The sequence below is a fragment of the Syntrophotalea sp. genome (assembly GCF_050253115.1).
In the GTDB taxonomy this organism is placed as follows: Bacteria; Desulfobacterota; Desulfuromonadia; order Desulfuromonadales; family Syntrophotaleaceae; genus Syntrophotalea; species Syntrophotalea acetylenica.
Genome location: NZ_JBFWJQ010000040.1, coordinates 1 through 21,398, shown reverse-complemented (window position 1 = coordinate 21,398; position 21,398 = coordinate 1). Strand labels below are relative to the sequence as shown.

Annotated in this window: 19 protein-coding genes; 14 read left to right on the top strand and 5 right to left on the bottom strand. The window is 58.8% G+C overall.

Annotated elements, in window-relative coordinates; genetic code table 11:
- The first annotated feature begins 353 nt into the window (after nt 1-353).
- The 7 genes from AB7E65_RS06205 (at nt 354) to AB7E65_RS06175 (ending at nt 11,283) form a co-directional block, all read left to right on the top strand.
- The gene (locus AB7E65_RS06205; RefSeq protein WP_072286155.1) at nt 354-1,352 is read left to right on the top strand and encodes an AAA family ATPase; all 999 of its coding nucleotides are present in this window, start codon (nt 354-356) and stop codon (nt 1,350-1,352) included.
- A 14-nt stretch (nt 1,353-1,366) separates the two neighbouring features.
- On the top strand, nt 1,367-2,530 hold the full coding sequence (locus AB7E65_RS06200) for a vWA domain-containing protein (protein ID WP_428745471.1): 1,164 nt from the start codon (nt 1,367-1,369) through the stop codon (nt 2,528-2,530).
- A 28-nt stretch (nt 2,531-2,558) separates the two neighbouring features.
- On the top strand, nt 2,559-2,774 hold the full coding sequence (locus AB7E65_RS06195; RefSeq protein ID WP_072286157.1) for a hypothetical protein: 216 nt from the start codon (nt 2,559-2,561) through the stop codon (nt 2,772-2,774).
- A gap of 207 nt (nt 2,775-2,981) precedes the next feature.
- Nucleotides 2,982-4,220 carry a Mur ligase family protein gene (locus AB7E65_RS06190; RefSeq protein WP_083558489.1) on the top strand — a complete coding sequence of 413 codons (1,239 nt, stop codon included), beginning with the start codon at nt 2,982-2,984 and terminating at the stop codon, nt 4,218-4,220.
- Between the two features lie 218 nt (nt 4,221-4,438).
- On the top strand, nt 4,439-6,541 hold the full coding sequence (locus tag AB7E65_RS06185) for a transglycosylase domain-containing protein (protein WP_428745470.1): 2,103 nt from the start codon (nt 4,439-4,441) through the stop codon (nt 6,539-6,541).
- Between the two features lie 136 nt (nt 6,542-6,677).
- Nucleotides 6,678-8,864 carry a heavy metal translocating P-type ATPase gene (locus AB7E65_RS06180; protein ID WP_428745469.1) on the top strand — a complete coding sequence of 729 codons (2,187 nt, stop codon included), beginning with the start codon at nt 6,678-6,680 and terminating at the stop codon, nt 8,862-8,864.
- A gap of 220 nt (nt 8,865-9,084) precedes the next feature.
- Nucleotides 9,085-11,283, top strand: a complete 2,199-nt coding sequence (locus tag AB7E65_RS06175; protein ID WP_428745468.1) for a Na-K-Cl cotransporter — start codon at nt 9,085-9,087, stop codon at nt 11,281-11,283.
- Nucleotides 11,284-11,317: 34 nt separating this feature from the next.
- Here AB7E65_RS06175 and AB7E65_RS06170 read toward each other — a convergent pair whose 3' ends face one another.
- The gene (locus tag AB7E65_RS06170; protein ID WP_158513980.1) at nt 11,318-11,494 is read right to left on the bottom strand and encodes a hypothetical protein; all 177 of its coding nucleotides are present in this window, start codon (nt 11,492-11,494) and stop codon (nt 11,318-11,320) included.
- Nucleotides 11,495-11,563: 69 nt separating this feature from the next.
- A complete protein-coding gene (locus tag AB7E65_RS06165) occupies nt 11,564-12,019 on the bottom strand; it encodes a YaiI/YqxD family protein (RefSeq protein WP_072286160.1) in 456 nt (151 codons plus the stop codon).
- Nucleotides 12,020-12,216: 197 nt separating this feature from the next.
- On the opposite strand from AB7E65_RS06165, the gene AB7E65_RS06160 reads away from it, so the two are divergent.
- Complete coding sequence (locus AB7E65_RS06160; protein WP_428745467.1) at nt 12,217-13,851, top strand: ABC-F family ATP-binding cassette domain-containing protein; 1,635 nt, start codon at nt 12,217-12,219, stop codon at nt 13,849-13,851.
- A gap of 91 nt (nt 13,852-13,942) precedes the next feature.
- On the opposite strand, the gene AB7E65_RS06155 is transcribed toward AB7E65_RS06160, so the two are convergent.
- Complete coding sequence (locus AB7E65_RS06155) at nt 13,943-14,185, bottom strand: DUF6868 family protein (RefSeq protein WP_320361228.1); 243 nt, start codon at nt 14,183-14,185, stop codon at nt 13,943-13,945.
- 67 nt (nt 14,186-14,252) lie between these two features.
- A complete protein-coding gene (locus tag AB7E65_RS06150) occupies nt 14,253-15,026 on the bottom strand; it encodes a class I SAM-dependent methyltransferase (protein ID WP_428745466.1) in 774 nt (257 codons plus the stop codon).
- 262 nt (nt 15,027-15,288) lie between these two features.
- Between AB7E65_RS06150 and AB7E65_RS06145 the strand changes: the two genes are divergently transcribed.
- Complete coding sequence (locus AB7E65_RS06145) at nt 15,289-16,167, top strand: 4Fe-4S ferredoxin (RefSeq protein ID WP_320361226.1); 879 nt, start codon at nt 15,289-15,291, stop codon at nt 16,165-16,167.
- Between the two features lie 5 nt (nt 16,168-16,172).
- Here the strand turns inward: AB7E65_RS06145 and hisF are convergent, their stop codons facing one another.
- Nucleotides 16,173-16,934, bottom strand: coding sequence for an imidazole glycerol phosphate synthase subunit HisF (hisF, locus tag AB7E65_RS06140; protein WP_072286164.1), 762 nt, complete (start codon nt 16,932-16,934; stop codon nt 16,173-16,175).
- 160 nt (nt 16,935-17,094) lie between these two features.
- Between hisF and AB7E65_RS06135 the strand changes: the two genes are divergently transcribed.
- The 5 genes from AB7E65_RS06135 to AB7E65_RS06115 all read left to right on the top strand — a co-directional run.
- Nucleotides 17,095-17,913, top strand: coding sequence for a sugar phosphate isomerase/epimerase (locus tag AB7E65_RS06135; protein ID WP_320361225.1), 819 nt, complete (start codon nt 17,095-17,097; stop codon nt 17,911-17,913).
- A 77-nt stretch (nt 17,914-17,990) separates the two neighbouring features.
- The gene (apgM, locus tag AB7E65_RS06130; RefSeq protein WP_428745465.1) at nt 17,991-19,292 is read left to right on the top strand and encodes a 2,3-bisphosphoglycerate-independent phosphoglycerate mutase; all 1,302 of its coding nucleotides are present in this window, start codon (nt 17,991-17,993) and stop codon (nt 19,290-19,292) included.
- A gap of 66 nt (nt 19,293-19,358) precedes the next feature.
- The gene (locus tag AB7E65_RS06125) at nt 19,359-19,967 is read left to right on the top strand and encodes a nicotinate-nucleotide adenylyltransferase (RefSeq protein ID WP_428745464.1); all 609 of its coding nucleotides are present in this window, start codon (nt 19,359-19,361) and stop codon (nt 19,965-19,967) included.
- Nucleotides 19,968-20,112: 145 nt separating this feature from the next.
- Complete coding sequence (locus tag AB7E65_RS06120; protein WP_320361222.1) at nt 20,113-20,946, top strand: phosphate ABC transporter substrate-binding protein; 834 nt, start codon at nt 20,113-20,115, stop codon at nt 20,944-20,946.
- The coding region (locus AB7E65_RS06115) for a PstC family ABC transporter permease (RefSeq protein ID WP_428745463.1) at nt 20,943-21,398 on the top strand (456 nt) is incomplete at its 3' end. The genes AB7E65_RS06120 and AB7E65_RS06115, both read left to right, overlap by 4 nt.

The window sequence follows — 21,398 nt, the reverse complement described above, 5'->3', positions numbered from 1 at the left end:
CAATGACGCGCCTTGCAGTTGGCGCCTGTTGCCCCCCCGTCAGCCTTCGCTGGATGTAAAACACGTACGGCACCTCTCCCACGCCCCCCTGGAAATCAAGACCATTTCGAGGTTTTGGCTATATTTCCACAACACACTGAACCCGCCCTTGACTCCAGGGACATCACGGTCGCGGAAAAGGGAAAAAACGCCCGTTGAGTGAAGTGACGTCCTGCCAATTGCAGCACAAATTGATATAAATCAAGGCAGGAAGATTTGCGCCTCGTTATCCTTGAATCGTCCGGGATTCAGCCACAATCAAAAAGCAAACCCGGATTTTTCCACGTTTAAGGATGCCCCAAAGGAGAGGCTTTATGGAATCCCCGGTAACGGTCAAACCCTCGCTCGCCATCACGATCCTGAAAAGCGGACTTGGCGTCAACGTTCCCATGTTTCTCTGGGGGCCGCCGGGAATCGGCAAGTCGCAGATCGTGGCCCAGGTAGCGGCCTCGCTGAACCTGCCTCTGATCGATATTCGTGCCGTGCTGCTGGATCCCGTGGACCTGCGCGGCGTACCGTCGGTCGAAAACGGTACCACCCGCTGGAATCCTCCGGATTTTCTTCCCAGGCACGGCGAAGGGGTGCTGTTTCTGGACGAGCTGTCCCAGGCACCCGATTCGGTACAGAGTTCGCTGTTGCAGCTTGTGCTGGACCGCCGCCTCGGCGAATACTGCCTGCCCGATAACTGGCGGATTCTGGCGGCGGGCAACCGGGTAACGGACGGCACTTTCAGCCGCAAGATCAGCAAGGCGCTGGGCTCCCGCTTCGCGACCCATTTGGAACTGGCTGTCGATCTCGATGAATGGTGCGTCTGGGCAATCGCCAATCAGGTACCCTCGGAAATCCTCGCCTTTCTGCGCCTGCGGCCGGACCTGCTGCATCATTTCGATCCCAAGGCCCAGGGCAACTCCTTCCCCTGCCCGAGGGTCTGGGCCAACATCGGCCAGTTTCTCGGCAAACTGCCCGTCGAAGCAGAACTGCCGTTCTTTGCTGGAGCACTGGGCTTCGGGGCCGCCGCGGAATTCACATCCTTCCTGAAAATCTATCGGGATCTGCCGGAAGTCGATGCCATCATGCGCGATCCGGACCAGGCGGTTGTGCCGCAGGAACCGTCGGTGCTCTACGCACTGTGCGGAGCCATGAGCCGTAAAGTCACGCTGGACAACGCCACGGCGGCATTTCGCTACATGCGGCGGCTGCCCACCGAATTCCAGGTGGTCTGGCTGCGGGATACGCTGCAGGCCGAGCCCGGGCTGGCCACGTCCAGGGAATTCGGCAGATGGGCCGAAGACAACGGCGATCTGTTGCTTTAACAGGAGGCAAGAGCATGGAAACCTCCACCAAACTGGCGAAAGCGGTCGCAAGAACGGTGCTCGACCATCCGTTTTTTGCCACCCTGCTGCTGCGCATGCCGCTGCGCGAGGACCGGGAAGTCAAAACCGCTGCCACCGACGGCAGGCAGATCCGCTACAATCCGGCCTTCATCGACAGGCTGAGCGTCAACCAGACGGTGTTCGTTCTCGCCCATCTGGTCATGCACGTGGCCCATTTCCATCCCCTGCGGCGCAACGCCCGTCACCCCGGCCGCTTCAACAAGGCTGGCGATTTCGCCATCAACGGCATCCTCAAGGAAGCTGGCCTCAGCCTGCTGCCTGGCGCACCGTACCACAAATCCTTTGATAATCTCGCCGCTGAACAGATTTACGAGCGGCTGCCCAAAGGCGCCGGCGACGGCGAAGGCAGAGATGGCGACAACGATATCGATTCGGACCAGGATCCGGGCGGCTGCGGCGGTTTCGAAGATGCAAAGGATGAACACGGCAAGCCTCTGTCCAGAGCGGACAGGCAACGGCAGGAGGCCGAATTGACCGTGGCGATTCAGCAGGCCGCGCAAGCGGCCAGGGCACAGGGCAAGCTGCCAGGCTCCCTGGCGCGCCTGGTGGACGAGCTGGTCCACCCGATTCTCGACTGGCGTGAAATACTGAGGAGTTTCGTCGATCATGCGGCTCGCGACGACTATTCGTGGAGACATCCCAACCGGCGCCACATTGCCGACGGCATCTATCTGCCGAGCTTCCGTTCCGAGGGGCTGCAGCCGCTGGTGCTGGCCATCGACACCTCCGGCTCCATCCGTCAAAGCGAACTGAATCAGTTCCAGGCGGAACTCAACGATATTCTGTTGAGCTACCCGTCGACGGTCAACGTGGTTTACTGCGACAGTGAAATTTCAGCCACCGAAATCATCACTCCGGAACAATACCCGGTGCGGCTCAAAGCTGTCGGCTGCGGCGGCACCGATCTGCGCCCGCCCTTTGACTGGGCGCGACAGAACGTGCCGGAAGCCGGATGTCTCATCTATCTGACCGATCTGAAGGGTGACAGCCCTGAAATAGATCCCGGCATTCCCACTCTGTGGATCAGCACCACCGATGAACGGGATCTGCCCGAAACGCAGCGTCCCGGGTTCGGGCACATCGCCTGGCTGAAATGAGCCGGACGCAAGGTACAAGGAGGCCGCCATGGAAAAAGTCATTCAGCTCACCTTTATCCAGCGGGATACGGTTCGAAGCCTGCATCCCGACCTCTGGCGCCAGTGCAAATACCTGGATACCGGCAAAATAAGCCGCATGCAATATACCTGGCGCTACACCACAACCCCTCAAACCGCGCTGGCCTTGCGCCTGATGGGCCTGTGCGTCATCGACGGCCAGGACGACGCGGCACCGGGGAGCTAGATCCCGAAACCCCGGGTTCTTCCCGCGGCTACCGCGCACTTGTCATCTGGAAAACCTGTCTTCGGTTGCACGGCCACCTCAAAACATGCGAAACTCCACAGCGAAAACATTACGCTTCCCGCTCAAAAAGGCACTCAAGGGCCGGCACACCTGCCGCCAGGGCTTACCGGGCGTTACCCTCGCCCTCAGCACCGCTTGGAGATTCCCATGAAACAGCACAAACCTGAAACCGGTCTGCCCTCAAAACTTAAATACAATCTTGCCCGATGCTGGTGGAAGGAAACCCGCGCACGCTGGCGCCGCTTCAGGCATCTGCGCAAAACCACCGTCCTGGCCGTAACCGGCAGCTGCGGCAAAACCACCGCCACCTGTTTTCTGGGCAAAATACTGGGCGATCATGCTCCCTGCTATACCGGTGTGAACCGCAACACCAGCCGGGCCATCTACAAAAACCTGCGCAAAATGCGCACCTCCTGCCGCTTTCTGGTGCAGGAAATGGGGGTGGGCTTCCCCGGCGACATGGAGCAAAACATCCGCGCCCTGCCTCCGCATATCGGCATCGTCACCACCATCGGCCAGGATCACTACACCAGCTTCCGCACCCCGGAGGCCACCGCCGCCGAAAAAGGCAACCTGATCGCGGCGCTGCCCGAATCCGGCACCGCCGTGCTCAATGCCGATGATCCCCACGTGATGTCAATGGCGCCACATACCCGCGCCGGCATTTTGACCTACGGGTGCAGCGAACACGCGGATGTCCGCGGCAGCGACATTTGTTCTGCCTGGCCGCAACGCCTGTCTCTGACGGTAACCTATGGCCATGAAAGCGTCCGCGTCGAAACCGGCCTGTTCGGCGACCTGCTGGTCACTTCCCTGCTGGCCGCCATTGCGGGAGCCCTTGCCGTCGGCGTGCCGCTGTCGCAATGCGCCGCCTCCCTGAAGGGGGTCGAATCCTTCCCCGCCCGGCTGTCCATCCACCGCAGCCCGCAAGGTGCCTGGTTGATCAAGGATACCGTCAAGGCGCCTTTCTGGAACGTCGGAAAAACCATCGCTCTGATGAAAAACGCCTCAGCGTCGCGCAAGACCGTGGTGATAGGCTGCTTCAGCGATACCGCCGGTTCCGATTCCCAGAAATACCGCACCATGGCCCGCCTGGCGCTGGAAATTGCGGACCGCGTGATCTTTGTCGGCGGCAAAGCCACCTATGTAAGAAAGATCCAGACCGAGGAGTTGACAAACCGGCTCTATCTCTTCGACGACATTCAGGCCGCTTGCCGCTTTCTGGAGAACGCCACCGTTCAAAACGAGCTTGTCCTGCTCAAATCCAGCAGCCGATACCACCTGGAACGCATGCTTTACGGACAACTGGAGGGGTTCAACTGCTGGAAAAGTTCCTGTGACAAAAAAATCGACTGCGCCGAATGCCCGGACAGGTTCGGCACATAGAGTCTCCTGCCTTGATCTTTTCAAGCCTGTCAGCGTCCGAACAAGAGCCTCTGCCACCCTCAAAAAAGGAGGCATGACAAGAATCGACAGAAGGTGTATAAGTTGACCGTTTCGCCGTCTGTGGCGATCCATGCCTCCCGCCTCTTTCTCCTTCCTTATCGGTGGGGCAGATCCAACCTGGCGTTTATCCATTCTTTCGATTCCGGAGTATCAAGACCGTGGCCCCTTTTATTGGCACTCTGATGAAAAAGCCTGTTTTTCGTTTCTGTCTGACAACTTGTCTGGTTCTGGGCACGGTGCTGCCGGTTTTGGCCCGTGAAACCATCGCCACCCGCCCCATCCTTCCGGCGGATTACTCTTCGATCAGGATTTTTGACCGGGAGGGCCGGTTCGTAGCCCGCATCCCCGCTGAACGCAGGTACTGGGTGCCTATCAACCGCATCCCCCAATTTTTACAGAACGCGGCGGTCGCCATTGAAGACGCACGTTTTTTCGAACACGGCGGCATCGACCTCAAGGGCATCACCCGGGCGCTGGTCAAGGATGTGATGCAGGGAGAAATGGCCGAGGGCGGCTCCACCATCACCCAGCAGCTGATCAAGAACAAGCACCTGTCCGGGGAAAAAACCATCGATCGCAAGCTCAGGGAAGCCCGCCTGGCCATGGAGTATGAGCGCAAATACACCAAGAAGCAGATTCTTGAGATGTATTTCAACGAAATCTACTACGGAAATGGTGCCTGGGGCATTGCCCAGGCCGCCCTGCTGTACTACGACAAAAGGCCCGACCAGCTGACCGATGACGAATGCGCCCTGCTTGCCGGGGTGTCCAAGGCCCCCAACCGCTACAATCCGCGCGGCAATACCACCAAGGTCAAGGCCCGCCGCAATCTGGTGCTCAGTCGCATGGCCGAGCTCGGAATGATCACGCAGAAACGCAAACAGGCGCTGGCGGCACGCCCCGTCACCAGCGTAAAATCCGGGCAGTCTTCCTATTACCTGGCCCACCTGCGCAACAAGCTGGTTCAGCAATACGGAGAAAAAGTTTTCGAGCGCGGCGGATTGCAGGTGATCGCGGCCATGGACCTGTTGCTGCAGAAAAGCGCCGAACAGACCCTGAGCGAACAGGTACGAGCCATCTCGCCGGACCTGCAGGGCGCCCTGTTGTGCCTTGATCCGGGCACTGGTGACATCCTGGCCGCCGCCGGCGGGGTGGATTTCAAACAAAGCGCTTATAACCGTGCGCTGTTCGCAAAACGGCAGCCGGGATCGGCTATCAAACCGCTGATCTACGCCGCGGCCCTGGAAAAAAGCCATACCGCCGCCGAACTCTGGAACGACGATCCGGTCTCCTATCGGCGCAGCGACGACAAAATCTGGCAACCCCAGAATTACGGACATGAACGCCAGGGACAGGTCAGCCTGCGCGAAGCCCTGGCACACTCCAACAACATCATTGCCGTCAAGTTGCTGGAAGCCATCAGCGCGCCCTACTTTGCCGATTTTGCAGGCAATCTCGGAATTTCGCTGCGATCACGCAACGATTTGTCAATGGCGCTCGGCACCGGGGAAGTAACCCTCAACGAACTGGTCGCGGCCTACGCCCCGCTGGCCAACGGCGGCCTCAAGGTGCAGCCACGCACCATCATCAAGATCTACGACCGGCGCTCCAAAACCTGGACCCGCACCCCGGCTCCGCGGACTCCGGTGATGTCCGGGGCTACGGCATTCATCACAACCCAGATGCTGAGGGATGTTCTGACCCACGGCACCGCCAAAAATCTTAAAAAGTTTGCCGAACACTATCCTGCCGCCGGCAAAACCGGCACCACCAGCGACTACCGGGATGCCTGGTTTATCGGCTACACGCCGAAACTGGTTACCGGCGTCTGGGTAGGTTATGACAAGCCCCGTCCCGGCGGCAGGGGTTTTACCGGTGGCGCGGTCAGCGCCCCCATCTGGGAAAGGTTCATGCGCTCGGCGCTGGCCAGGCACCCGGCGGCTTCCTTCAAGCAACCGGAATCGGTCATTTCCCTTGCCATTGATCCAACCACCGGAATGCCGGCCACAACCGCCTGCCCGGTGACCCGAAACGAGTTTTTCAGCATTGGCAGCGAGCCGCGGGAGTACTGCACCGCACACGCCGGAGATCCGCTTCAGGAGCTGCCACCATCCCTGGAGCTGCCGGATATCGAATCGCTGTTGATACAAGGCGATGAACAGAACAGCGTCGGAGAGCCACCCGAAACGGTCGGAGACGAGGTGCCGGATGAAGACACCGATCCGCAACCGCCCACGGACAATCCCGCTCCATCCCCTTAGCGGGTTTCCATCCGGGAACGGCTCTTTTCCACGGTGACGGGTTGCGGTATAGTTCGAGGAGAGGAGCATCTTTCTCCCCACAAGCGGTTCCTTGCGATAACGGACATCCGTGTTCCTTCCCGGCGGGAGACGCCTTATGTCGCGACGCATCGATTATAAGATACAGGGCCTGGATTGTTCCGAAGAGGTGGCGATACTGCGACGGGAGGTCGGAGGCAGACCCGGGATCATCGATCTGGCGTTCGATGTGGTCAACGCCCGCATGACCGTTGAATTTGACCCGGACGCCATCTCCGCCCCCGAAATCGTCACGGCGGTGAACGCCACCGGCATGAAAGCCTCTCCCTGGGAGCTGCGGCATGCCGCTGCGAAACAGCCCTTCTGGACCCGCCACGGGCGGCTCATCGCGACCGTCGCCAGCGGTTTGCTGCTGGCCTCGGCTTTTTTTGCCCACTGGATGCATCATGGCAGCCTGCTGGATGTCTTTGCGGGCCTGCATGGCACAGAGCAAAATCCGCCAACATTCATAGCCCTGCTGTATCTCGGCGCCGTGACTTGCGGCGCATGGTATGTGCTGCCAAAAGCCCTGCAGGCCATACGCCGGCTGCGACCGGACATGAACGTGCTGATGATCGCGGCGGTCATCGGCGCCATTCTCATCGGCGAACTGTTCGAGGCAGCCACCGTCGCCTTTATGTTCGCCTTGTCGCTGCTGCTGGAACACTGGAGCGTCGAACGGGCGCGCAATGCCATCGGCGCACTGCTCCATTTGACCCCGCCCACCGCCCGTTACTTTTGCGGAAATCATTGCGGCTACCATGAAAAACCCGTCTCGGAGGTACCGCCCGGCGCCACCGTGCAGGTTTGGCCCGGCGAGAAAATCCCTCTCGACGGCATGGTGATCAAGGGCATGTCGTCCGTCAATCAGGCTCCCATCACCGGCGAATCCATGCCGGTGTCCAAACAACCCGGCGACGAGGTCTACGCCGGGACCATCAATCAGGAAGGGGTACTGGAACTGCGTACCACCCGCGCCGCCAGCGACACCACCCTGGCACGCATCATCCACATGGTGGAAAACGCCCAGGCGCGGCGCGCCCGCAGCCAGCAGTGGGTGGACCGTTTTTCCGTTTACTACACGCCGTCCATGATGCTGCTGGCTATCGCCACTGCCGTAACCCTGCCGCTGCTGACAGCAGCTTCCTGGCCGGAGAGCGTCTACCGCGGACTGGTCATCCTGGTGATCGCCTGCCCCTGCGCGCTGGTCATTTCAACGCCGGTCAGCATCGTTTCAGCCCTGACCGCTTCGGCGCGAAACGGCGTGCTGATCAAGGGCGGGCTTTACCTGGAAGCGGCCGGGAGCCTCAAGATTCTGGCCATGGACAAAACCGGAACCCTCACCGAAGGGCAGCCGGAAGTCCAGGTCCTTGTCCCCCTCGACGGCCACACCGAGGAGGAGCTGCTGACACGCGCCGCCGCCCTTGAAGCCACCAGCGAACATCCGCTGGCGCGAGCCATTCTGCGCAAGGCGCGCGCCTCCGGCATCACCGTGGTGCCGGCCGAGCACTATCAGGCCCTGCCCGGCAAAGGCGGCGAAGGGATGATCGACGGCCGCGCTTTCTGGATCGGCAGTCACCGGCTGATGCATGAGAAAAACCAGGACCTGGCGGATATCCGGAAACGGGTGGAAGCACTGGAGGATGCCGGGCATACGGTGATCGCCCTCGGCAACGACCGCCATGTCTGCGGCCTGATCAGCGTCGCCGACCGCCTGCGAAAAAACGTGCCGCGCATCCTCGATGCAATCCGGCAAGCCGGCGTCGAGCAGATCATCATGCTGACCGGCGACAACCAGGGCACGGCGCGCGCCATCGCCGCGGAGGCGGGTGTCGATGACCATCGCTGCGAACTCCTGCCCGAAGACAAGGTCGAGGCCATCGGCCGGCTGGTACGGAAACATCGGACCGTGGCCATGGTCGGTGACGGTGTCAACGATGCGCCAGCCATGGCGGCGGCAACCCTGGGCATCGCCATGGGCGCCATGGGCACCGACGCCGCGCTGGAAACCGCCGACGTGGCGCTCATGGCGGACGACCTGGCCAAGCTGCCGTGGCTGATCCGCCATTCCCGCCGCACCCTGCGCAACATTCAGCAGAACATCGGCTTTGCCCTGGGCATCAAGCTGGTCTTCATCATCCTGACCATGCTCGGCCTGGCAACGCTCTGGATGGCCATCGCCGCCGACACCGGCGTTACCCTGCTGGTCATTTTCAACAGCCTGCGGCTGCTGAACCTGTCCGCGTCCGATGGACGATCGACGTGAAAAGATGGTTCCTGCCGCGGGCAATCATGCCCTGGCATTGCTAGCAGCCTTGGATCCAGCCTGCCCGGCTTGGGGCCGGATGCTGCAACTGTTGCTCTGCAATTGCCGGCCATCCCCGTAAGAGACCGGGGCCGAAAAGCGGCACAGCAACCCCGCGGGGCATGCCGGAGAAAGGTCTTACGCAACCATGCTTTCCCTTTTTCAGCGCATTCGGGCACGGATGGCAAAAACCCTGGCCCCAGAAGAAAAGGCCGCAGGCAAACTCGGCACATTTATCGGGGTTTTCACCCCTACCATCCTGACAATTCTTGGCGTCATCATGTACCTGCGCTTCGGCTGGGTGGTGGGCCACATCGGGCTGTGGAAAGCGTTGTTGATCGTATTGCTCGCCAACAGCATTACCATGGTGACCGCCCTGGGTTTCTCCGCCATCGCGACCAACACCAGGGTCGGCACGGGCGGCGCCTACTTCATGATATCGCGAAGCCTGGGGCCGGAAATTGGCGGGGCCATTGGCATTCCCCTGTTTTTCTGCCAGGCACTGTCGGTCACTCTGTATGCCTACGGCCTGGCGGAATCCCTGCGTTTCGCGTGGCCGGGCGCCCCCCTGCAGGCAACGGCTTTTCTCGTCATTGTGCTGGTCGGCGCCCTGGCGTTTCGCGGTGCCGGCGGCGCCCTGAAAATGCAGGCACCGATCCTCCTGCTGATCGCCCTCTCCCTGCTGGCTTTGGCCGGGGGTGTTGTGGCCGGCGGCGGCGCGCCGCGAGCCCTGGCAACCGAAGCGTCCGGACAGTATAGCTTCTGGTTCGTGTTCGCGGTTTTTTTCCCGGCGGTAACCGGCATCATGGCCGGGCTGAGCCTGTCCGGAGATCTGGCCAATCCGCGCCGCGCCATTCCTCGGGGCACGGTAATGGCAACCCTGACCGGCTTCGCGATCTACATGCTGGTGCCGGTCCTGCTCTGCCTGGGCGCCGATAGTGAAGCGCTGCGCGATAACTCCCTGATCTGGACCCGCATCGCCCTGTTCGGGCCCTGGCTGGTCCTGCCGGGCCTGTGGGGAGCCATCTTTTCTTCGGCGGTCGGATCCGTGCTGGGTGCGCCACGCACTTTGCAGGCCCTCGCCACGGACCGCCTGGCACCCCGCTGGCTGGCCGCCGCCGAGCACACGGCGGAACCCCTGTCCGGCCTTCTTGCCACCCTGGCCATTGCGCTGCTTGCGGTTTTTCTCGGCGACCTCAACACCGTTGCTGAAGTCGTGACCATGTTTTTTCTCAGCGTCTATGGCACGATCAATGCGATTGTCGCCCTGGAATACCTGTCCGGCAATCCTTCCTGGCGCCCTGAAATCAAGGTCCCATGGTGGCTGAGTCTCGGGGGCGCCACGGGATGCCTGGCCATCATGCTGCTGATCAATATCCGGGCCAGCCTGACGGCCGTCATGGTGGTTCTGGGCCTGTGGCTGCTGCTGCGACGGCGCGAACGATCGCATGCCTGGGGCGATGTGCGGCGGGATCTGTACGAAGCGGTCATTCGCTGGGCGCTTGTATGCCTTTCCCGGCGGCCGATGACGGCGCGCAACTGGCGACCGCACATTCTGGTGTTCGTGAGCAACATCGACAGACGCCTGCCTCTGGTCCGCTACGGCGCCTGGTTCAGCCAGGAACGGGGTGTCGTTACGGTCTGCGAATTGGTGGTGGGCAACCTGCTGGAACTGAACCTGAATATTCTGGAACGGGCGAAACACATCGACCGCGTGCTGGACCAGGCCGGCATCGTCGCATTCGGCGAGGTCGATGTGGTGGAAAACATCGAACAGGGCATCATGACTGTGACCCAGGCCAACGGCATCGCCGGCATCGCCGCCAACACCATCCTCCTCGGGTGGCCGGACGACATGGAGCGACTGGTCCACTTTTTGCGGGTTATCCGCCCGCTGAGGCACATCAACCGGTCGATGCTGCTGGGGCAGGTCGAAACGCCGCCACCCCTGCGTGAAGGTCAGCGCCGTAGCATCCACGTATGGTGGGGGGGCCTGCAGCGCAATGGTGATTTGATGCTGTTGCTGGCCTATCTGCTGTCGCGCAACCCCGAGTGGCGAAATGCCCGCATTCAGATCATGACCATCGCATCCAACCAGATGATCAAACAGCAGACCGAAACCATGCTTGCCAAACTGATCCCGGAAATCCGCATCGAGGCCGAGGTGGAGGTGATGGCCAAACCTGAAGATACGAGCGTGGTGGAACTGATTCATGCCCGCAGCGCATCCGCCGACCTGGTCATCCTCGGTCTCGGCATGCCCGCCGAAGGGCAGGAAGAGGGTTACGCCGAGCGCCTTACGGAGCTGGCGGCGGGCCTGCGCTCTTTCTTTTTTGTCCACAACGGCAGCCTGTTCATTGGCGAACTGATCTCCCAGTGACCTTTCGCCATGCCCGCTCCCGAAAGCATCGGCGTTATTCCCCTCTGCCCTCTTCGGACATGAGTTTTCGGCACAATGACATGAATTGATAATCCTCCGCGAACCATGCCCTCAGCGCGGCAAGCCCCCTGGCATCGATGGACCGGTCCAGGCCATCCGGATTCCGGTGCGCGGCGATATCGTCATCCGGAAGTTGCAGCGACGCTGGCAAACGCCACCCGTCTTGCCAATGTGCAGAAAATGCACATGGCGTCTTCTGAATGGATTGAGCATGAACCTGTCACCCCTGTTTCCCGTATCTCGTTAAAAACTGATCCAGCCGGTTCGCGAAATCCTGCCGGTCACGCTGGGTCAGCGATGAAGGACCGCCGGTATCGATGCCGCAACCACGCAGCCTGTCCATAAAATCCCTCATCCTCAAACGCTCGCCGATGTTGTCGGCATCGTAAAATTCACCACGCGGGTCAAGGGCGTAGCCGCCCTTTGCGATCACCTGCGCCGCCAGCGGAATATCCGCCGTGATCACCAGATCTCCGGTCCGGAGCTGCCTGACGATCTCACGGTCGGCCGCATCCGCCCCCTGGGGGACCTGCACAAGGCAGATGTGCACGGAGGGCGGGAAGCGCAGGGGGTGGTTGGCGACCAGGGTCAGCATCACCCCGATGCGTCTCGCCGCCCGAAACAAAATTTCTTTTATCACTGCGGGGCAGGCATCCGCGTCCACCCATATGTTCATGACAATAGCCTCCTGTCGCGGAGTCGTTGGTGGTATGTCCCGGTTCCGCACCCCAGGGCAAAACGAAAAGGGAAACAGGAAAAATGAAAACCGGTTGCCGCTGACTGCCGTTAAATGGTATAAGGGGCGCTCTCGTGAACCGCGGGGATCTCTTCCCGTGGTTCTTTTGTTTTTTCAGACAAGGAAGTATCGCAACCATGATCAGCGCCAGCAATGTGGCCCTCGCCTACGGGAAAAGGGTCATTTTCAAAGACGTCAACATCAAATTCATCCCCGGCAACTGCTACGGCCTCATCGGCGCCAACGGCGCCGGCAAATCAACTTTTCTGAAAATCCTCGCCGGTGAAATCGAAGCGGACAAGGGCGACATTTCGATTGGCGCGGGCGAGCGCATCGCCATGCTGCGCCAGGACCACTTTGCCTTTGACGAAGAGACGGTTTTCAATACCGTGATGATGGGTCACATGCGCCTCTACGAGGTGATGTCCGAGCGCGAGGCGATCTATTCCAAGGGGGAATTCACCGAACAGGACGGTATTCGCTCCGGCGAACTGGAAGCCCTGTTCGCCGAAATGAACGGTTACGAGGCCGGGTCGGAGGCGGCGGTGCTCCTCAACGGCCTCGGCATCCCCGAAGATCTGCGCCACAAAAAGATGAAGGAACTCGAAGGCGGGGAAAAGGTCCGCGTGCTGCTGGCCCAGGCCCTGTTCGGCAATCCCGACATTCTGCTGCTCGACGAACCGACCAACCACCTCGACCTGAAGTCGATCGCCTGGCTGGAGGAGTTCCTGTCCCGGTTCCAGAACACGGTCATCGTCGTGTCCCATGACCGGCACTTCCTCAACCAGGTCTGCACCCACGTCGCCGACATCGACTTCGGCAAGATCACCGTTTACGTCGGCAACTACGATTTCTGGTACGAAGCCAGCCAGCTGGTACTGAAGCAGAAACAGGAAGAGAACCGCAAGATAACCGAAAAAGCCAACGACCTCAAGGAGTTCATCCAGCGCTTCAGTTCCAACGCCTCCAAGGCCAGGCAGGCGACCTCGCGCAAAAAACTCCTCGAAAAACTCACCGTCGAAGACCTGCCCGTCTCCTCACGGAAGTATCCCTTTGTGGTCTTCAAACCGGAGCGCGCCTGCGGCGATATCATCCTGGAGATCAAGGATCTGTGCAAAACCGTCGACGGCGTCAAGGTGCTGGACAACTTCAGCCTGATCGTCAACAAGGGGGACAAGATCGCCTTCGTCGGTGGCGACGCCCAGACAAAAGCCGCCCTCTTTCAGATCCTGGCCGGCGAACTCGAACCGGACAGCGGTTCTTTCCGTTTCGGAGTCACCATCACGCCGGCCTTTTTCCCCAAGGAGAACCGCCGCTTTTTCGAAAATGACCTGACCCTGATCGATTGGCTGCTGCAGTTCGCGCCGACCGAAGGAGAGAGCTTTGCCCGTGGCTTTCTGGGCCGCATGCTGTTTTCCGGCGAAGAAGCGACCAAAAAATCCAATGTCCTCTCCGGCGGGGAAAAAGTGCGCTGCATGCTCGCCCGGATGATGCTGACCGGCGCCAACGTGCTGGTGTTCGACGAACCGACCAACCACCTCGACCTCGAATCCATCACATCTCTCAACAACGGACTGATCGCCTTTCCGGAGGTGATCCTGTTTGCCAGCCACGACCACAAGTTCCTGTCGACGGTTGCCAACCGCATCGTCGAATTCACCCCCGCGGGCTTCATCGACCGGGCAATGACTTTTGACGAATACCTCGAAAGCGCCGAAGTTGCCAGAATGAGAACGGAACACTTCGGACAAGAAGCCGCCCTGGCCCTGTAGCCGGGTTACTTTTTGCAATGGTCATGGCGGGTTTGCTAATGCCTGCCATGACCATTGCATTGTCGCATCGAGGATGCCGGGCGCGAGCTTTTCATCCGAGCATGGCGAGAGCCGCCCATGGAACGACATTGAACACGAAAACCAGCAGCTTGTACCCGCCGAGAAGCGCATAAAACACCACATTGAAGGTTTCCCGCGGCATGGGAAACCACTGACTGTGGAGCCTGTAAACAAAATCGCCGCACAACACCTTCACCAGAAACGCCAGCGTCAGCAACCCCAGATTCAGGATGCTGCACCACATGAAAAATCCGCTCAGCATGGTCATATCCATCGAACCACTCCTTTTTTGATGGTTGTGGAAATTGTATCCTGACGAACAAGGCGTGCTTCTGCCCGACTCAGATCTTTTTCCCGACATAAAAAACATACCCGTAAAAATCTTTGTATTTATCATACAGATGCGCTTCATGCCGCTGATTTTTCACGAGTTCCTCGGCTGCTGTGTTGCCTGCATGTTTTTTCAGGAACTTCTTTTGGGCAGATATCTGCGGAGTGTAAAAGTTGGCGAGCCAGCAGTTTTCAGGCAAAACAAATGTCGCCACGGGAATATAGCCGGCCTTTTCCATCTGTTCGACCTTGCGGGAAATAACATCGATTTCAGGGTAAGCGTCCTTCCAGAATGCATCGATTTCGGCGGGTCGTTCCCGGGTAAACCAGGAGGCCTCGGAAACGGCAATAAAACCTCCCCTCTTCAAAAATCCATGCCATTGTTTCAGGCCTCTTTCAAACCCGATATTGTAGATTGCGCCCTCCGACCAGATCAGGTCCAGCTCTTCACGTTGAAAGGGAAGATTGTCCATTGAACCGACAATGCCGGAAACCCTGTCCTGAAGATTCCATTTACAGCTGTTGGCGTTAAATATATCGATAAAATCGGCAAACAGATCGATGCCCGTTATATGCCCCGGCGCATGTCGGGCCAGGACCATGGTCTGTCCGCCGGTTCCACACCCCAGATCAGCGATTTTCGAGTCATTGGCAAGGTTATCGATAAAAGACAGCGCCTTGAGCGTTGCTTCGGGGCTTCCCGGCCCTTGCCGCTCCAGATTTGAAAAATATTCGCAGATCAATTTGAAATCGAATTCGTGGATGGATTTGTTTGCGTCGCTCATCGTTGTTCCTTATCCATGATGTGATTGGTTTTTTGCCGGACAGGCTTTTCACACCCGCAAGTCCTTGAATAAAAATGACAAGTGGGCCGTCCTTGCGTGCCGGGGCAAATGCCGACAATGCCTGATCGTCACAAATCCGCCCCCCCGCCCCTTGACAACCTTTCGAAGAAAGGCATTCTCAAACGTAGTGGTGACGCCAGGCCAAAAAAATGCTACGAACATGAAATCTTCAGGATCGAACTGCGCACGCCGGGAGAGAACCTTGGCCATCGAATCTGTCCCTTGCATTGATAAAATCATCCGCGATTTCTGGGCATCCGCCCCCGGTAACAATCTGGGGCTCCATACCGGCGAGAAAGCATGGGCTGAGCCGCAGGTAGCCGTAGCGCGAGGCGACGACCCCCTGTTTCTTCGTCACAAGGAAATGATCGGCACCTTTCTGTGGACTCCGGCAGAGGCTTATGCCCTTGCCTTTCCCCATTTGCCGGCGCCGGGCGGCGCACAATTGCGGGTCATCAGCTATGTGTTGCCGCAGACTCCCCAAACCCGTGCGGACCAGCGTGCCGAAAAGACCATGCCGGCCGAACGCTGGGCGCGATCGCGATTCCACGGTGAAGAGTTCAACGGGGCGCTGCGCCTTTACCTCGCAGAGGCCCTCACCCGGGCCGGATATCCCTCGGTGGCGCCGGAGCGTTTGCCCGCCTTCGGCTGTCGCATTTCGCAACGCTTCGGATTGGCCTCCAACTGGTCGGAGCGCCACGCCGCCTTCGTTGCCGGGCACGGCACCTTCGGACTTTCGGATGCACTGATTACCCGATGGGGGCAGGCCGTACGCCTGGGCTCGGTCGTGTCCCGCATCGAGCTGCCTGTCACGAAGAGGGTTTACGGAGAAGACTATCACGCCTGGTGCCTGTGGTACGCCAAGGGCACCTGCGGTCTTTGCGCCAGGCGCTGCCCGGCCGGAGCCATCACCACCCGGGACGGACACAACAAACAGGCATGTTTCAGGTATATTCGCGACACAACCGCGCCCTATGCCGCCACAACCTATGGAACCGGCGCCACGCCCTGCGGTTTGTGCCAGGTTGGCGTTCCCTGCGAAACCCGGGTGCCTGAAGGGTTGCCACAAGGTCCACCATAAAACCCTCAGGCCAGCGCCACTCCCCGCTCCCGCAGGAATTGCTTGAGCTCATCGATGCGAACCATGCCGAAATGAAACATGGAGGCCGCCAGCAGAATGGTGGCCCCGGCTTGCACCGCTTCATAAAAATGCTCCAGTTTTCCGGCGCCGCCGGACGCCACCACCTCCGCCGCAACCGCCGACTTGATGGCTTTGATTACCGGCAGGTCATAGCCGGTCCGGGCACCGTCGCCGGCCTTGCTGGTTGGCAGGATGACGGGCACTCCATAACCATCCACCCGCTTGGCCCATTCGACGGCATCGAACCCCGTTGCGGTACGGCCACCGTCGACATAAACCTCGTAGCCAGACGGCAGGGCCGGGTTGCGGTCGACGTCGATGGCCACCGTCACGCGCAGGGCGCCAAGGGACCTGATCAGTTCCGGTATCAGATCCGGCTTGCGAAACGCGGCGCTGCTGACGGAAACCTTGTCGGCGCCGGCCTTGAGCACCGCCTCCGCCGACGCCACATCGGCAATCCCGCCACCCACGGTGAAGGGAACCGTGGTCACCTCGGCCACGCGCCCGACCACCTCCAGCATGGTCGCCCGGCCCTCGACGGTGGCGGTGATATCCAGAAGGGCCAGTTGGTCGGCGCCACTCTCGCAATAGGCGCGTGCGCAGGCCACCGGATCGCCGGCATCCCGGATATCCACAAAGTGCACGCCCTTGACCACGCGTCCGTTCTGCATGTCCAGACACGGCATAATACGAACTTTAGGATTCATGTTTGCAGCCTCCTGTTCGGTTGAGAAAAAACCAAGGAACATTCATTTTCTTCGAACATTTGCGGATAAGACCCGCCCGATCGGATAAACCGATCAGGCCTGATCGTATTGTTGATATTATCGATTTGATTTATCGCTAACGAAAGTATATGGTCGCTCCATGCAACCGACAATCGCCATGTGCAACATATTCGACCAAAATACCGAAAAACTGGTGGCGTTTGCAACCGAACAGGGTTTTTCCGCCATCGACTGGTCTTTGGATCCCACCCTTCCGGAACCAGAATTCCTCTCCCTCATGAAGGACCTTGCGGGATTCCAGGTGCGCTACCACTGTCGTTTTCACGGTGTGGATGTAGCCTACAGCGATCAGCGGGGCGATGAATCCCTGGCGTTGCTGTTGCGTACCGTCGACCAGATAGCTGCTGCAGGCGGGCGCTACATGACGGTGCATTCCGGGCTCGGCAATCCCTCCGGCAAGGGCATCGATATGAATCGAGCCATCAGGAACCTGGCTGTTCTCGTAGCGTATGGCCGTGGCAATGGCGTCGCCGTGGCCCTGGAAAATCTCACCACTCCGCTCACCAACGATCCGCTGCTGTTCCATCGTATCGTGACGGAAAGCGATGCTTACGTCACCATCGATATCGGCCATGCTCACGCGGTGCGGCATCTGCATCCGGGGAAGGACCTCTTCGCCGAATACATCCTGCCCCATCGCGACAGGCTTCTCAATGCACATGTCTACCATACGGAACTGGAGGGTTACGGTCACGTTCCGCCCGATGCCCTTTCCGACATCAGCGAACGCCTTGATCTTCTCGGTTTGTCTGACTCTTGCGACTGGTGGGCCATTGAACTCATGAACCCATCGGAATTGTTGCATACGCGCGACCTGCTGCAAAGCTACCTCCAAACATCATCCCTGCAGGCCGATGCAATGCGGCAACAAATTCCGTTTTTCCTGGGGAGTGTCTAAGCTGGTGCCCATCCGGGGACTCCGGATAAAAACAAGGTATACCCTGCGAATTTGTCGCTTTTTTCAAAGGACCGGGCATGCGCTGTATTCTTCTGCTTCTCGATGGCCTTGGTGACCGGAGCCACCCCCAGCTTGACCACAGGACCCCTCTTCAGGCCGCCTCCACACCCAATCTCGACAAAATCGCCTCTCTCGGCATGAACGGACTTTTCCACTCCCACCTCCAGGGAACGGCCTTGCCCAGCGAGCTTGCCCATTTTCTCATGTTTGGTTATCAAATAGAGGATTTCCCGGGGCGGGGCGTTGTAGAAGCCTTGGGGGAAGGAATCGACATCCGACTGGATGATGTGGCCCTGCTGGCACGCATCTTCTCTGTGACCAAAGAGCAACAGCGCCTTGTGCTTCGCCATGAAAATCCGCCTCTCGACCGTCAGGATTGTCAGTCTCTTCACGGGGCGATCCGCGCTTTCAGCCGCGATGCCATTGAGGCCGAATTCCTACCTACAAAAGGGATCGGCGGCATTCTCCGTTTGCGAGGGAAGGTGTCGAAAGCCGTTACCGACTCGAATCCAATCATCGAAGGGCGCCCCCTGATGGAGGTTCTCCCTTTGCGCGCCATGGCGGAGGATCCGCTCACCCAGAATACCGCCCGGTTTCTCAACGACTATCTGCGCTGGAGTTATCGGACACTTGCCACGCATCCACTTAATCGACAACGAACCCGGGAGGGACTTCCGGCCATTAATGCGGTCGGTACGCAGCGAGCCGGAATGATGAAGCACCTGCCTTCATTTACCGACAAATGGGGGCTCAAGGGGCTGATGATCGCGTCCGGTGCCGTTTATCAGGGGCTCGGTCAGGTGGTCGGCATGGAAACCTGCAAGGTCAGGGATACGGGCGATCCCGGCAAGGATTTGCAGGAACGGCTCGCCATGGCCTGGCAGGCCAAGGAATTCGATTTTGTGCACGTCCATACCAAGGTTGCCGATGAGGCAGGTCATGCCAGAGATCCTCTTCTTAAAAAACGGATAATAGAATCCATCGATGCGGCGCTCGCTTTTGCCATCGAGAAAATCGTTGCCGACGGCGATGTTCTGTTTATCGTTACCGCCGATCATGCCACGGCTTCCTCCGGCACCATGATTCACACCGGCGAGACGGTGCCGATAGTCATGGCCGGGAGATATGTGCGGCGCGACAAGGTCGTGAGTTTCGACGAGGTAAGTTGTGCTTCCGGTGGGCTGAATCTTGTCAGGGGTAAGGAGCTCATGTATCTGGTCCTGAATTTTCTTGACCGGGGCAAGCTCTGGGGACTCATGGATGCTCCCGATGACCAGCCTTTCACGCCGGGCAACGCGACCCCCCTCCCTGTCGACTGAACCCCGAGGTCGTTGTTCGCCAGTCGAGCCTGCGCGCTGCAACGAGGTGTCGTGAAGAAGAGAGCGATGGCGGACGATAAGGAGTTGTCAAATATGGCCCGTGAGCCGATCCCGGATGTCGAAACCGGAGTCATCCATGGCCGTTTTCAGGTGCTCCATAACGATCATCTCTCCTATCTCCAGGCGGGAATGGCGCTTTGCCGTCACCTGGTCGTGGGGATTACCAACCCGGATCCTTTTCTAACCAGGGATGAGACGGTCGATCCAAAGCGAAGCCACTCGATTTCCAATCCCCTGACCTATTTTGAACGCTACGTCATGATTCGGGCTGTTTTGGAAGAGGCGGGTATCGCCTCATCGCGTTTTTCAGTGGTGCCGTTTCCCGTCAATCTGCCCGAGCTGTACAGATATTATGTTCCCCTCGATGCGCTGTTTTTTGTTTCCATCTATGACGATTGGGGGAAGCGGAAACTGGCGTATTTCAAATCGCTTGGCCTGGCGACCCACATTCTTCGGGAAGTGCCGGCTGCTGAGAAAGGGTTGAGCGCCACCGATATTCGCTGCCGGATGGCGCGAAACGAGCACTGGGAAGCCGGGGTGCCGGGTGCCGTGGTCAGACTCATGAAAAAGTGGGATATCCCCGGCCGCCTGCGGGAGATGGAAAAACCCTCCTGAAAATTTCGGCCGCAATATGTATCCATGTCACCCCATTGATAAAATCAATAATTCCGCAACTTTGTATTTAAATTTACAATTAGACAACCAGCCAGGCATTTGCTAGCTTCGAATCGAGTTTTTTCCACTTTTTTCGGAGGAGCATATGAAGAAAATTTCCTGGATTCAACCGTTATTGATTATTTCCATTCTGCTGCTGGTCTGTGCGCCAGCTTTTTCCGGAAGCCTTGATCCGTTTCAAGGCGAGAAGGGCGTGCTGAAAATATCCGGAGGGACCGCGCATATTCCTGTCATGAAAGATGCTGCCAAAAAAATCATGGTCATGAATCCTGAGATCCAGATCAGCATTGCCGGTGGGGGCTCGGGTGTTGGCATCAAGCAGGTGGGGGAAGGCCTGGTGGCTATCGGTAACAGCGGACGCAAACCGACTGACGAAGAAATTAGCCGCTATAAGCTCGTTTTGCACAAATGGGCCATTGACGGTGTCGGACCGGTAGTCAATCCCAAAAATCCGGTGAAGGCGTTGAGCAAAAGCCAGATGAAGGATATTTTTGCCGGCAAGATCGAAAACTGGAAAATGCTGGGCGGGGAAGACAGAAAAATAAATATTTACACCCGCGATGAAGCCAGCGGGACCCGGGAGGTCTTCTGGAAAAAGGGCCTGGACAAGGGAGAGATCATTCCCGGAGCCCATGTCGTGGTATCCAACGGCGCGATGAAATCGGCGATTGCTCAGGACCCCTACGGTATTGGTTACGTATCTGTCGGTCACATCGATGCGACCGTGGCTCCCGTTGCTCTGGACGGGGTTGTGCCGACCATCGAAACGGTTCAGGAAGGGACTTATACCATCGCCCGCGGTCTTTACAGCAACACCAGGGGGGAGCCATCGGGACTGACAAAAAAATTCCTCGATTTTCTTTTTACGCCGGAGGGCAAGAAGATTATTGAAGAAAAAGGATTCATTCCGGTCCGATGAAAAAGATTGGAGAACGGGTTGCGGAGAGGGCATTTTTCCTCTCCGCACTGGCAAGCTCTTTGATCACCGTTGCCATTCTGGTGTTCATGGTATTCATGGGCTTGCCTCTGATGAGAGAGGGCGGGTTTTACCAACTCCTGGTGAAACCGTGGGCACCGTATCAGGGAGCCTTCGGTATCTATCCGATGATCGTGGGTACGGCGTGCATTTCACTGCTGGGCTTGGCCGTCGCTTTTCCCCTCAGCCTCGGTTGCTCCTTTCTGATTACAACCATTGCTCCGAAACCTGTCAGCCGGGTTTTTCGTCGACTCATCGAGTTGATGACGGGGATCCCAACGGTTATCTATGGTTTCGAGGGTATCTTTCTGCTTGTTCCATTTGTCCGGGAACTTTTTCAGGACGGATCAGGGATGTGCGTGCTTACCGCGGCCCTGGTGCTCGGCATCATGATC